The following is a 14,066-nucleotide window of genomic DNA, read 5'->3' on the forward strand; positions in this document are numbered from 1 at the left end:
ACTAAATAATATAAGGTTTTAAAGGAGGTATTTTTGCTTGGAAGAAATCATACAAGAACATATTGATAAGTTGTTATTATTTATGAGAGAAGAAGCGTATAAACCGCTAACGATACAAGAGTTAGAAGAGGCATTTGGGATTGAAGGTTCTGAGGGCTTTAAAGATTTCGTAAAGGCACTTGTAACGATGGAAGAAAAGGGACTTGTTATTCGTACTCGTAGCAACCGTTACGGTCTTCCTGAAAAGATGAATTTAATACGCGGTAAATTAATTGGACATGCACGTGGTTTTGCATTCGTTGTACCAGATGAGAAGAAAACAGGAGACGATGATCTTTTCATCCCGCCTACAGAATTAAACGGTGCACTTCATGGCGATACCGTATTAGCACGCCTTAGTTCTCAATCAAGCGGTTCACGTCAAGAAGGTTCAATTGTACGCATTTTAGAACGCGGAACGAAAGAACTAGTTGGTACATATACAGAATCGAAAAACTTTGGATTCGTTATACCTGACAATAAGCGCTGGACGAGTGACATTTTCGTATTGAAAAGTGCATCTATGGGCGCTGTAGAAGGTCATAAAGTAGTTGTGAAAATTACGAGCTATCCAGAGAATCGTTTAAGTGCAGAAGGTGAAGTTATTCAAATTCTAGGTCATAAAAATGATCCAGGAGTAGATATTTTATCTGTCATTCATAAACATCATTTACCTTTAGCATTCCCTGAGGAAGTGATGGAGCATGCAAACAGTGTACCAGAAACGATTTCAGAAGAAGATTTAAAAGATCGCCGTGATCTACGTGACCAAATGATCGTAACGATTGACGGTGCAGATGCGAAAGACTTAGATGATGCTGTTACAGTAACGAAGCTTGAAAATGGTAACTACAAGCTAGGCGTTCACATTGCGGATGTAAGTCATTACGTTCAAGAAGGTTCTCCAATTGATGTAGAAGCAGCGGAAAGAGCGACAAGTGTGTATCTTGTTGACCGTGTAATCCCGATGATTCCGCATCGTCTATCTAACGGTATTTGTTCATTAAATCCGAAAGTAGACCGTCTGACATTATCTTGTGAAATGGAAATCAACAACTTAGGTGATGTTGTTAAACACGAGATTTTCCAAAGTGTGATTAAAACGACAGAGCGTATGACGTATGCTGACGTAAGAAGCATTTTAGAAGATGAGGACGAAGAGTTAATTAAGCGTTATGAGCCGCTCGTACCGATGTTTAAAGAGATGGGTCAATTGGCACAAATTTTACGTGAAAAACGTATGCGCCGTGGTGCAATTGACTTTGACTTTAAAGAAGCGAAAGTATTAGTAGATGAAGAAGGAAAACCGACAGACGTTGTCATGCGCGATCGTTCTGTATCAGAGAAGTTAATTGAAGAATTTATGCTTGTTGCGAATGAAACAGTAGCAGAGCACTTCCACTGGATGAACGTACCGTTTATGTACCGTGTCCATGAAGATCCGAAAGAAGATAAGCTTGAGCGTTTCTTCGAGTTTGTAACGAACTTCGGATATGCGGTAAAAGGACGTGCGAATGAAGTGCACCCTCGTGCGCTGCAACAAATACTTGAAATGGTTCAAGGACAGCCAGAAGAAGTAGTTATTTCAACAGTTATGCTTCGTTCTATGAAGCAAGCTCGTTACGATGCGGATAGTTTAGGACATTTCGGTTTATCAACTGAGTTCTACACACATTTCACATCACCAATTCGTCGTTACCCAGATACAATCGTTCATAGATTAATTCGTGAATACATTATTAATGGTAAAGTCGACAACGAAACGCAAGCAAAATGGCGTGAAAAATTACCTGAGATTGCAGAGCACTCTTCTAATATGGAACGCCGTGCTGTTGAAGCAGAGCGTGAAACAGATGAGATGAAAAAAGCAGAGTATATGGTTGATAAGATCGGTGAAGAGTATGACGGTATGATTAGCTCTGTAACAAACTTCGGTTTATTCGTAGAGCTTCCAAATACAATTGAAGGTCTTGTACACGTTAGCTACTTAACGGATGATTACTACCGTTATGACGAGCAACATTTCGCTATGATCGGAGAACGTACAGGAAACGTATTCCGCATCGGTGATGAAATTACAATTCGCGTTATTAACGTAAACAAAGACGAGCGTGCAATCGACTTTGAAATCGTTGGCATGAAAGGCACACCTCGCCGTAAGTTCAAAGATCGTCCAGTCGTTATCGAGCAGCCAAGAACAGGCAGAAAGAAACGCGGTGGACGTAGCGAGCGCAGTAATGAGCGCGGCGGTGAACGTGGCACAGGTAGAAAATTTGACCGTGGTGGTAAAGGAAAAGGAAGAGGATCTGCATCCGCATCCGCTTCTGCTAGCCAGCCAGGAAAAAAAGATGGTAACGGTAAGAAGAAAAAAGCATTCTTCGAAAACGTACCAGGATTCAAGAAGAAAAAGAAAAAGCGTAAGTAAGAAAAGAGTGGCTTCGCTTTGATGAAAAGCGGGGCCTTTTCTTTTTTCTTCGTGGCTTAAGAGCGAGCCACTTTCGCTTTTAATGGAATCCAGCTACAGTGGCTAGAATCTGTTGGCCATTTCACTCCCTCGGCCGAAGCAAAAAGCGCTTCTCTGTCGGGAGTTTCAATGTCCAAAGATTCTGAGTGAGCCACTTTCGCTTTTTATTAACATTTGTTACAATAGTGAAAATAGAGGAGGGACGTTATATGCCAAAGGGTACAGGTAAGGTTATTGCACAGAATAAAAAAGCATTTCATGATTATTTCATCGAAGAAACATACGAAGCAGGGCTTGTCCTTCAAGGAACGGAAATTAAATCGATTCGCGCTGGACGCGTAAACTTGAAAGATGCGTTTGCACGTGTACATAATGGTGAAGTATGGGTTCATAATATGCACATTAATACGTACGAACAAGGGAATCGTTTCAACCATGATCCACTTCGTACGAGAAAATTACTTCTGCATAAAAAAGAAATTGATAAACTAGCGGGCGCTGCGAAAGAAACAGGTTACGCATTAGTTCCACTTAGAATTTATTTAAAAAATGGATTTGCAAAGATGGCACTTGGTTTAGCAAAAGGTAAGAAGCAATATGATAAGCGTCACGATTTAAAAGAGAAAGAAGCTAAACGTGAAATTGCACGCGCGTTCCGTGATCGCCAAAAGATGTAATACAGATATTTACATTTGTAAAATGGAGCGCGTATGTTATAATAACTTATGTAAGGTTGTTGCACATTGAAAAACAGCTCTTAGTAGCTATCACGATATTTTCTTCGTATGCTCCATTTTTATCATGGGGACGTTACGGATTCGACAGGGATAGTTCGAGCTTAGGTTGCGAGTCGAGGGGATCGGCCTCGTTAAAACGTCAAAGCCTATAATTGGCAAACAAAACAATCTTTCTTTAGCTGCTTAATTGCACTAAAGGTTCCTCCCTCCATCGTCCATGTGGTAGGGTAAGGGACTCAAACTAAGTGGACTACGCCGGAGTTCGCCGTCTGAGGACAAAGGAAGAGAATAACCAGACTAGCAACTTGGAAGCCTGTCGATAGGCCGAAGAGTTCGCGAAATGCTAATATATCGACTACACTCGTAGAAGCTTAAGTGCCGATATTTTTGGACGTGGGTTCGATTCCCACCGTCTCCACCAATACATATTTGGTGGTTTTTTATTTTGTATAATATGAACCATAATTTTGCCAGGTTGGTGAGGTTATGGTTCTTTTTGTTTGTGGTTTTATAGAATGCTGAAGTCGATGGGACGGTATCCCTGAAAGAGAGAATAAAAAATGGTTATTGATGATAAGCGGGTAGATACTATAGCAGATTGTAAACGCTCAATTGTTAAGTAATTATTATTTTTTTACTTTATTCGAATCTTCATATGTTTTGTGTTTTTATCCATACCTATTGTAAGATTATATAGAGTTCTCCTAATAAACTGTTTTAATGGATTATTTAGGGGTTTTAAATTTATAAATCTTAAATTATTTTTTCGGGATAATTTTTTTATCTAAATAATTTATATTGAAGTAGAGGTGAACCATCGGTGAAGCAGGTGTTGGTGATTAAAAATGAACGGTCTTCAGCAAAGAAAATCGTAAGCGGTTTAACGCAAGAGGGCCATTTCATTTTAAAACTTCACAATGAAAACCAAGGTTTAAATATAGCATATGAGCAAGATTGGGATATTATCATATTGGATTGGGATTCATTAAGTATATCGGGACCAGAAATTTGTAGACAAATACGACTTGTTAAAACGACACCAATCATTATTGTGACCAACAATATTTCTAGCGAGGATTGCATAGCAGGGTTACAAGCAGGAGCAGATGATTATATTAGAAAACCATTTGTGAAGGAAGAATTAGTAGCGAGAGTTCAAGCTATTTTAAGAAGAAGTGACTATAACCAGCAAAATGAGACAAACTTTTTTCAGTTTAAAGATCTCTTTGTTGATGCATCTAGCAATATTGTGAAAAAAGGTGGCAAAAATCTCTCGCTTACGAAGCGCGAGTACGATTTACTTGTATTTTTAATTAAGAATAAAAATACGATATTAAGCCGTGAAATGCTTTTGAATCAAGTTTGGGGATATGACGTAGTAGTAAATCCGAATGTAGTAGACTTATATATTGGGTATGTAAGAAAAAAGCTAAAGTGCGAGAAGAAAGATAGATATATTCAAACGATACATGGCAGAGGCTATTCAATGGTTGAATGATAAAAATAAGATAATAAAGTAGTTTCTGTGAAATATTAGCTATTACTGCGCGTATTTTGTAAGGGAAGGTCTCTGTCCCGTATTTGTTGAGAAAGTATTTAATGAAGGTTAATCAACAGTCCTGACCGCACATATTACTTTTTATGCTTGATTTTATGAATTCATACCATTCACAAGATTTTCACAGAATTAATGACTATACTAATTAACAGGATGTTCAAATGAAAATGATTATCAATAGCGATTCAATTGAATGAAAATTACTTTCTAATTCAATCTATGGATGTCATCATTTTCGAAATAAATCACACTATAAGGAGTATACATATGAAAAAATCTATGCTTTTAAAATTAGTGAGTATTCTAGCAATTTTCACTTTAATGTTAGTAGCTTGCTCAGATTCAAGTAAAGAAACTTCGAAGGCTACTAAAGATAATGGTAGTGATAAGCCAAAAACGGTTGAAATCACTGATGCTCATGGAACTGTTAAAGTCCCTGTAAACCCAAAGAATGTAGTTGCTTTGGATAACAGAACTTTTGAAACTTTATCTGATTGGGGAATTAAATTAGCGGCTGCTCCAAAGGATATCATGCCTGCTGATTCAGCATATAAAAAGGATGAAAAGGTTCAAAATATTGGGAATCACCGTGAGCCAAATCTTGAAATTATTGCAGCGGCAAATCCTGAACTTGTAATTGTTGGTCAAAGATTTGCTGACCATTACGAAGAAATCAAAAAATTAGTACCAAATGCAGCAGTTATTGATCTTAATTTTGATGTTTCTGAGAAAGCTACTAAGCCTGGCGAAAACTTAGTAAAAGGACTTAAAGATTCTACAATTACTTTAGGAAAAATCTTTAATAAAGATAAAGAAGCTAAACAATTAGTAGCTGATTTTGATAAATCTATTGAAAAAGCAAAATCTGCTTATAACGGAAAAGATAAAGTTATGAGTGTTATCGTTACTGGTGGTAATATTGGTTTTGCTGCTCCACATTCTGGTCGCGTTTGGGGACCAATGTATGAAATTTTCGGTTGGACTCCAGCGTTAGAAGTTTCAAATTCTACTGCAGGTCATAAAGGTGATGACGTTTCTGTTGAAGCTATTGCACAAACAAATCCTGATTGGATTTTCGTATTAGATCGTGATGCTGCAACATCTGATGCAGCTAAGTCAACACCTGCTAAGGATGTTATTTCTAAATCACCTGCTCTTCAAAACACAACTGCTGTTTCTAAAAAACAAGTTATTTATGCACCAGAAGATACTTACACAAATGAATCAATTCAAACTTATATAGAGTTATTTGGAAATATGGCAAAAACTTTAGCTAAGTAGTGTAAAGGGGTACGAAACAGTGTCAAAAAATATGATTTCTAGGGTTGAGAATATTTCTCAACCCCAGTTTTATAATCAAAATAAAATATGGACAAAACCTTTTATAATAGCAGTTATAGTTGTTATAATTTTAGGGATTATATCACTGTTTACTGGAGTTTATGATATACGTGGACAAGAGGACGGGACAGAGATGTTTTTCATAACTCGTGTTCCGAGAACAGCTGCATTAATGCTTACTGGAGCTGCGATGGCGATGGCAGGGCTCGTAATGCAACTCATTACACAGAATCGCTTTGTTGAACCTACTACAACGGGGACTATTGAATGGTCAGGCTTAGGCCTGCTTTTTGTGTATTTATTATTTCCTGCCCCGACTTTAGTTCAAAGAATGACTGGTGCAATCATTTTTTCTTTTATAGGAACTATGATTTTCTTTCTATTTTTAAGAAGAGTTAAGCTTCGTTCGTCTTTAATTGTTCCGATTATTGGATTGATGCTTGGAGCAGTAATTTCTGCAGTGTCTACTTTTTTAGGACTCCTTTTTCAAAAGACGCAAAGTATTGAAACTTGGTTTGTAGGTTCATTTGCTAACATTCAGGTGGGAAGATATGAATATTTATGGCTGATTGTTATCATTACTTTTCTTATTTTTATGTATGCTAATAGATTGACTTTAGCTGGACTAGGAGAAGATGTCGCAACAAGTCTTGGAGTTAATTACAATAGAATTGTTCTTTTTGGGACTGCTCTTATCTCTGTTGCAGTTGGAATTGTTGCAGCAGTTATTGGACACTTACCTTTCTTAGGATTAATTGTGCCAAATATCGTTTCAATGTTTAAAGGTGATGATCTTAGGAGTAATTTACCTTGGGTTTGTGTGATCGGAATGGGATCAATAACTGCCTGTGACATCATTTCTCGAACAATTATACAGCCTTTTGAATTACCTGTTTCTTTAATACTTGCAACAGTGGGAGCAGTCGTGTTTATTACTATTTTATTGAGACAAAGAAAACCAAGGAGGCTACGATGATCACATTAGAATATAGAAAAAAAGAAAATGTCGAAATCGATTCTAGCCTTCATAATGAAAGTAGATCAGCTAGCGCTTTTCGGTCTAAGAAGGAAGCAAGACGTTATTGGATTTTACTGATAACATTGATTGCTTTAGGTCTTCTTTCTTCATATGGACTTTTAGTGTATAACAATCCAGTTCCGATAGATTCACCTTCTTTTATCCCAGTTGTTAAGAGAAGGATAGTAGCTATTGTTGCAATGATTATTGCTGCGGTTTGCCATAGCTTGTCGACAGTTGCTTTCCAATCTATTACGAATAATAAAATTATTACTCCTTCACTTTTAGGTTTCGAATCACTTTATTCAGCAATTCAAACGAGTACAGTATTCTTCTTTGGTGCTAGTGCGTTAATAAATTTTAATGGAATTGGCTCATTTTTATTCCAAGTTGTTGTTATGGTCTTCATGAGTTTGATACTTTATGGATGGTTACTTTCCGGTAAATACGGGAATTTACAACTTATGCTTTTAGTTGGAATTATTATTGGTACCGGGCTAAATTCTGTGTCAACTTTCATGAGAAAACTACTTGCGCCTTCAGAATTTGATATTTTACAAGCAAGACTATTTGGTTCTGTTAATCATGCAGATCCTGCATATTTTCCTATTGTAATTCCTATGATCATAATTGTAGCGGTATTAATTTTTGCTCATTCTAAGAATTTGAATGTTTTATCACTAGGAAAAGATGTCGCTACTTCTTTTGGAGTTAAATACCAACCTAGTGTAATTTATACGCTTGTATTAGTAGCTATTTTAATGTCCATTTCAACAGCTCTAATTGGGCCACTTACTTTCTACGGCTTTTTAGTGGCAACTTTGAGTTATCAGGCAGCGTCAACTTATGATCATAGATATATTTTTCCGATGGCTTTTGCTATAGGATTTTTAATAATGACGAGTGCATACTTTTTAATGTATCATGTATTCCATGCTCAAGGTGTAGTTTCAGTTATTATTGAATTATTTGGTGGAATCATATTCTTAACTATAGTTTTAAGGAAGAGGGCTTTATGATAAAAATTGATAATGTTAAAAAGTTCTATACTGATAAGGTAAAAATAGGACCTTTGGATATTGAAATACCAAAAGCAGGCTTTACTTCTTTAATTGGACCAAATGGTGCTGGAAAGTCAACGACACTTTTGATGATTGGCAGACTTTTAGATATGGATGAAGGCCAAATTCAGGTAGCAAATATGGATGTTTCTGAATCCAAATCAAAAGACTTAGCAAAAGTTTTGACTATATTGCGACAAGAAAATCATTTTGTAACTAGGCTTACAGTTAGACAATTAGTTGGATTTGGGCGCTTTCCTTATTCAAAGGGAAGGTTGACTAAAGAAGATGAGGTTATCATTTCTAAATATATCGATTTCTTAGATTTAACTAGTTTAGAGAATAGATATTTAGATGAGCTTTCTGGTGGTCAAAGACAAAGGGCATATGTAGCGATGGTACTGTGCCAAGAGACGGAATATGTACTTTTGGACGAACCTTTGAACAACCTTGATGTTGCTCGTTCTGTTCAAATGATGGAGCATTTAAGACGTGCAGCTAATGAATTTGGAAGAACAATTTTGACTGTTATGCATGACATAAATTTTGCAGCTAAATACTCGGATAAAATTTGTGCTATGAAAGATGGACAAATTGCTGCTTTTGGAACAGTAGAAGAGGTTATGGACTCAACACTTTTGACAGATATTTTTGAAACAAAAATAGAAATTATTAATGGTCCTTATGGGCCAATAGCAGTTTATTAGTTATAAAATGTCTTGCGTAGATTATGCAAGACACTCTAGTTGAAGTTGCTGTCTGTATTTTATAGGCAGCAGCTTTTTTTATGTGATTACTCATAAAATGCAAAAGAATGCTTCACCTTTTCAAGTATGTACCAAACGAAAAAATATCTCTGTATAATTTTTCAAAAGAATTCAGCTTGTTTTTTTATATGTAATATTGCATATCAGAGTGTATTGATAAAAGTGTAAGGGGTCACTATAATGAGGGCATAAAGATAAATCATATTTTCGTAGCAATAAAAAGGAGGAAATAATATGGAAATCGCAATGGCAGTTTTAAAATTTGTAGGTGGCGTAATCCCGTTAATTCAAGAACTTTTAAAAGCATTTATGTAAATTTATTAGTTAGCAATCATTTATCAATCATTATCATATTTTACTAAAAAAAGAACGGGGTAATTTTTCTGAATATTAAAAAAAACACTAAAAGAAGAAAGTTCCTTGCATGTTTATTAGTTAGTCTATGCACTATTAATTATTCATCTATTTCCTTCGCAGAAACACAAGCAAGTAATGCAACTGATGTAACCAAAAATGCTAGTGGCATTGATACTGGTATAGCAAATCTTAAATATAATAATCAAGAGGTTTTAGCTGTAAATGGTGATAAAGTAGAAAGTTTTGTTCCGAAAGAAAGTATCAATTCAAATGGTAAATTTGTAGTAGTGGAACGCGAGAAAAAATCACTTACAACGTCACCAGTCGATATTTCAATTATTGATTCTGTAGTGAATCGCACGTATCCAGGAGCTGTACAACTTGCTAATAAAGCTTTTGCAGACAATCAACCGAGTTTATTAGTGGCTAAGAGAAAGCCTTTGAATATTAGTATAGACTTACCGGGCATGAGAAAAGAAAATACAATCACTGTCCAAAATCCGACATATGGTAATGTAGCTGGAGCAGTAGACGATTTAGTATCTACTTGGAATGAAAAGTATTCTACAACACATACGTTACCTGCAAGAATGCAGTATACGGAATCTATGGTTTATAGTAAATCACAAATTGCAAGTGCTCTTAATGTTAACGCTAAATATCTTGATAACAGTCTAAATATTGATTTTAATGCGGTTGCAAATGGAGAGAAAAAAGTGATGGTAGCGGCGTATAAGCAAATATTTTATACGGTAAGTGCTGAACTACCTAACAATCCATCCGACCTTTTTGATAATAGCGTTACTTTTGACGAGTTAACTCGAAAAGGAGTAAATAATTCGGCTCCACCTGTTATGGTTTCAAATGTAGCTTATGGTAGAACGATTTATGTAAAATTAGAAACAACATCTAAGAGCAAAGATGTACAAGCTGCTTTTAAAGCCTTACTTAAGAATAACAGCGTTGAAACAAGTGGACAGTATAAAGATATTTTTGAAGAAAGTACCTTTACTGCTGTAGTATTAGGCGGAGATGCGAAAGAACATAACAAGGTTGTTACTAAAGATTTCAATGAAATCCGAAATATTATTAAAGATAATGCTGAATTAAGTCTTAAAAATCCAGCATACCCAATTTCATATACAAGTACTTTCTTAAAAGATAATGCAACTGCTGCTGTTCATAACAATACAGATTATATTGAGACGACAACTACAGAATATTCAAGTGCTAAAATGACACTTGATCATTACGGTGCTTACGTTGCTCAATTTGATGTATCTTGGGATGAATTCACATTTGATCAAAAGGGTAACGAAGTACTAACACATAAAACGTGGGATGGTAGTGGAAAAGACAAAACGGCTCATTACTCTACAGTTATCCCTCTTCCACCGAATTCAAAAAATATAAAAATTGTAGCAAGAGAATGTACAGGTCTTGCATGGGAATGGTGGAGAACAATTATTAATGAACAAAACGTTCCATTAACAAATGAAATAAAAGTTTCAATTGGAGGAACAACATTATACCCAACAGCTAGTATTAGTCATTAAGTATAAAACAAGCGCCCTATAAGTAGGGCGCTTTTTACTCTTTCCAAAATTGTTCTAATAGAATGACAAGTATGGTACCCACAAGTAAGCCATTACTTAAAACATATTGTAAGGAAGAAGTAATACCGCTAAATGCACTTTCTGGAAGAAACATTATTCCTAAACTGATTAGTAATGAAATTCCTAATATAGTTAATCGGCGTTGATTTACTTCTTCGCGTAAAATGGATTGAAATGAAATTCCTATTACTTGGACAAGTGTTGCTAAAAGTGCAGCATTAGCAATAGGTCCTGGTAGCAAGGATATAAAGTTTACAATTGAGGGAATAAAAGAAATTCCTGCTAATATAAGACTTGCTATAAGGAACGACTTCACTTTTCTTTGTCCTGTTAGTTGGATAAATCCTGCTGATGCAGGTAATGGTACAATTCCAATTGTAGAGAACAACGACGAGATAATATGTGATATACCTCCGACCCAGACACCACGGTTCAGTGTTTGCCTTTCATTTTCTTTAGATAATGGGGCCACTTGTTTTACAGCCGAAATAGCAGCAATTGTATTTGCAACTAAAAGAAATGTAAATAAAGTTGCAGTTAGAGTCATTCCAATATCGAATCTAGGTGTGCCCCAAGCAAATATTTCTGGTAACTTAACTAGCGTTGTGTGCGAAGGCATATGAGATGATTTTCCTAATACTGCATACAAAAGCCAACCGCATGAAATTCCAAGTAATACAGCGTAACTTTTCATCCATCCTCTCCCTTTAATTGATAAGAAAGTAATAAGGGCAAAAATAAAGAGAGCAATAGTAGCTGTTGTATAGTCAGGATGAGTTGCAGATCCTTGTAATCCCATCATTCCTTTTAGTAACACACCACTAAGCTGAAGTGCTAAGATTAAAAGAAAAGTTCCTGTAACTAAAGGGGTAAATAAACGTAAGATTCGATGAACAAGCCCTGTTATACCAAGAACGAAGAGTAATATGCCTGAAATAATTAATCCACCTTCTAAAAGTTGCAAAACGTCTTTTGCACTTTGTCCCTGATGCATAGCGACTTGTCCCAATATGACAAATATACTTACCCATGAACCGGCTGGCCCATCCGCAATGGGATAGCGATGCCCAAACCATGATTGTATAAATGAACTTACTCCTACAACTAAAAAAGTTCGCTCCATTAATGTTGAGACATCTTCTATTGGTAAATGAAATATGCCACCAATAATTATAGGTAATGCAATTGCATTTGCTAATAGAAACACAAACCATTGTAGAATATTAAAGCTCGTATTAAAGTATTTTTTATTCATATTATTCTCCTTTGCCGAAAAAGAATTTCATAGTAAAAATCCATCCTTTCTACACAGTTAGATTAAAAAGGATGGATTTTGTAAATCTATAAAATTAATTTAATTATATAGATAGATTTTAAATTAATTACCATGCACGGAATGGTAAGAATTTACCGTTAAGTGTAATCACGATACGAGGATCGCCACCTTTTGGATCTTCTTGTGTATCTACACCCAAGTTGAAGTTAATTGCACTCATTACACCTTCGCCAGCTTTTTCTAAGATTAATTCTCTAATAGTTGGTGCATATTGTAACATCATTTCATATAAACGATATGCAATCGGGTCCGTAGGAGGCATCTCCATTATTTGGCCACGAAGTGGAACTACTGTTAATGCTTGAACTACTTCTTCATCTAATTCTAATAGTTTACCGATTTTTTCTGCTTCTGGACGTGTCATTGTAGCTTGTCCTAATAATGCTGTTACAACCCAAGTCTCAGAGTTTTCACTTACTTTTGCAATTTCTTCCCAAGTTAACCCTTTTTTAATTTTTGCCGCTAGAATTTTTTGCGTAGCTTCTTGTCTATTCATATCTAATACTTGTTTTTTCATATCTCATAACTTCCTTTCATATACGTGATAATTATTATTTTGTTTCACTATTTAACGCTTTATAGCCATCAACCACTACATCTAATTTACCTGTGTGAGGGTCAATAACTAAACCATGTACAGGAACATCTTTTGGGATAAGTGGATGATTTCTTACTAAATCAACATTAGCTTGCGTTGAGTCGCAAACATCATCAAATCCGAATAACCATTTTTCAAGATCAATACCAGCATATTCAATCGCTGATAAAATTTCTGGTGAAACTACTCCGCGATCTAATATTTTTTGAAGTGTTCCTTTTGGATTCGTTTGGCTCGCGCCACATCTATGGTGTCCAATAAGGAAAATCTCATCTGCATTTAAATCGTATACTGACGCTACAACACCTTGCATAACACTATCAAAAGCAGAAGCAATTTTACCACCTGCATTTCTGATAACTTTTGCATCACCATCGTGTATATCTAAAGCTTTTGGAAGTAGCTCAATTAAACGAGCATCCATGCAAGAAACAACAACCATACGTTTTTTAGGCATCTTTGTCGCTTCACGATGAGCGTATTCCTTATTTTCTACAAAGTGTTCATTGAACGCTAGAATTTCTTGTAATAACATATTTGTAACCTCCTTTAAATCTAGATGTATTTTTTTGTTGTGTCCTCTGTGTTATAAGTAAATATAGCTGATAAATAATGTGATGTAAGAGGATAAACTAAGTATAGTGAATTGTATCGATAAGCAGAATAAGTTGGCGAAATACTTTCGGGCTTTCTACTTTCACGGTGAAAGGATTGGTTTATATCATTGATCAAACAGATTTTGAGATACTGAAATTATTAGGAGAAAACTCAAGAATACAATGGAAAGAACTTGGCCAAAAAATACATATGACGGGGCAAGCTGTGGGAAATCGAATTCGAAGATTAGAGGATCTAGGGATTATTGAACAGTATACAATTGCAATAAACCGAATTAAATTAGGGCAAGTAGTGACTGCATTTGTTACTTTGTTCGTAACAACAGCCAATCACCAAGAGTTTATGAATTTCTTTCAAGGAGAAGAAGGGGTTTCTGAAGTACACCGTATAAGTGGTGAGGGGTGTTATTTATTAAAAACACATTTTGCTTCCAATGAAGACTTAGATAACTTTCTAGGACGACTATTAAAATACGGGAATTATCGTGTTAACTTATCAATAGGAAAGTTGAAATAAGGTTTCTTTTCCTTGGAGGGGATGATAATATCAGTTGTTA

The 14,066-nt window shown here is 35.6% G+C and carries 12 protein-coding genes and 1 other RNA gene; 10 read left to right on the forward strand and 3 right to left on the reverse strand.

All coding sequences use genetic code 11. The features are described 5' to 3' along the window. Positions 1-37: 37 nt before the first annotated feature. From rnr to alo, 9 genes are all read left to right on the forward strand, one after another. Positions 38-2,464 carry a ribonuclease R gene (gene rnr, locus HMAS_RS22535; protein ID WP_000391087.1) on the forward strand — a complete coding sequence of 809 codons (2,427 nt, stop codon included), beginning with the start codon at positions 38-40 and terminating at the stop codon, positions 2,462-2,464. Positions 2,465-2,712: 248 nt separating this feature from the next. Beyond that, positions 2,713-3,180, forward strand: coding sequence for an SsrA-binding protein (smpB, locus tag HMAS_RS22540; protein ID WP_001123919.1), 468 nt, complete (start codon positions 2,713-2,715; stop codon positions 3,178-3,180). 126 nt (positions 3,181-3,306) lie between these two features. Continuing rightward, positions 3,307-3,661, forward strand: a transfer-messenger RNA (tmRNA) gene (ssrA, locus tag HMAS_RS22545). Between the two features lie 399 nt (positions 3,662-4,060). After that, on the forward strand, positions 4,061-4,738 hold the full coding sequence (locus HMAS_RS22550; RefSeq protein WP_000815809.1) for a response regulator transcription factor: 678 nt from the start codon (positions 4,061-4,063) through the stop codon (positions 4,736-4,738). 327 nt (positions 4,739-5,065) lie between these two features. Continuing rightward, positions 5,066-6,079, forward strand: coding sequence for a siderophore ABC transporter substrate-binding protein (locus tag HMAS_RS22555; RefSeq protein ID WP_070180666.1), 1,014 nt, complete (start codon positions 5,066-5,068; stop codon positions 6,077-6,079). A gap of 19 nt (positions 6,080-6,098) precedes the next feature. Beyond that, entirely contained in the window at positions 6,099-7,115 is a 1,017-nt protein-coding gene (locus HMAS_RS22560; RefSeq protein ID WP_000042075.1) for an ABC transporter permease, read from the forward strand. Continuing rightward, complete coding sequence (locus tag HMAS_RS22565; protein WP_000631245.1) at positions 7,112-8,176, forward strand: iron chelate uptake ABC transporter family permease subunit; 1,065 nt, start codon at positions 7,112-7,114, stop codon at positions 8,174-8,176. The genes HMAS_RS22560 and HMAS_RS22565 overlap by 4 nt, the downstream gene beginning before the upstream one ends. Continuing rightward, positions 8,173-8,925 (forward strand): ABC transporter ATP-binding protein, encoded by a 753-nt coding sequence (locus tag HMAS_RS22570; protein WP_000590071.1) that lies wholly within the window; start codon positions 8,173-8,175, stop codon positions 8,923-8,925. The genes HMAS_RS22565 and HMAS_RS22570 overlap by 4 nt, the downstream gene beginning before the upstream one ends. 443 nt (positions 8,926-9,368) lie before the next feature. Continuing rightward, positions 9,369-10,898 carry an anthrolysin O/cereolysin O family cholesterol-dependent cytolysin Alo gene (gene alo, locus HMAS_RS22575; protein ID WP_116345043.1) on the forward strand — a complete coding sequence of 510 codons (1,530 nt, stop codon included), beginning with the start codon at positions 9,369-9,371 and terminating at the stop codon, positions 10,896-10,898. A 34-nt stretch (positions 10,899-10,932) separates the two neighbouring features. Here alo and HMAS_RS22580 read toward each other — a convergent pair whose 3' ends face one another. From HMAS_RS22580 to HMAS_RS22590, 3 genes are all read right to left on the reverse strand, one after another. Then, a complete protein-coding gene (locus tag HMAS_RS22580; RefSeq protein ID WP_116345044.1) occupies positions 10,933-12,213 on the reverse strand; it encodes a purine/pyrimidine permease in 1,281 nt (426 codons plus the stop codon). A 127-nt stretch (positions 12,214-12,340) separates the two neighbouring features. Continuing rightward, positions 12,341-12,790 carry a cyanase gene (cynS, locus tag HMAS_RS22585; protein WP_025709810.1) on the reverse strand — a complete coding sequence of 150 codons (450 nt, stop codon included), beginning with the start codon at positions 12,788-12,790 and terminating at the stop codon, positions 12,341-12,343. 55 nt (positions 12,791-12,845) lie between these two features. Further along, positions 12,846-13,427 (reverse strand): beta-class carbonic anhydrase, encoded by a 582-nt coding sequence (locus tag HMAS_RS22590; RefSeq protein WP_025709811.1) that lies wholly within the window; start codon positions 13,425-13,427, stop codon positions 12,846-12,848. A gap of 167 nt (positions 13,428-13,594) precedes the next feature. On the opposite strand from HMAS_RS22590, the gene HMAS_RS22595 reads away from it, so the two are divergent. Beyond that, positions 13,595-14,026 carry an Lrp/AsnC family transcriptional regulator gene (locus HMAS_RS22595; RefSeq protein ID WP_025709812.1) on the forward strand — a complete coding sequence of 144 codons (432 nt, stop codon included), beginning with the start codon at positions 13,595-13,597 and terminating at the stop codon, positions 14,024-14,026. Positions 14,027-14,066: the final 40 nt, after the last annotated feature.

This window comes from Bacillus sp. HMA207 (assembly GCF_003402455.1).
GTDB lineage: Bacteria > Bacillota > Bacilli > Bacillales > Bacillaceae_G > Bacillus_A > Bacillus_A cereus.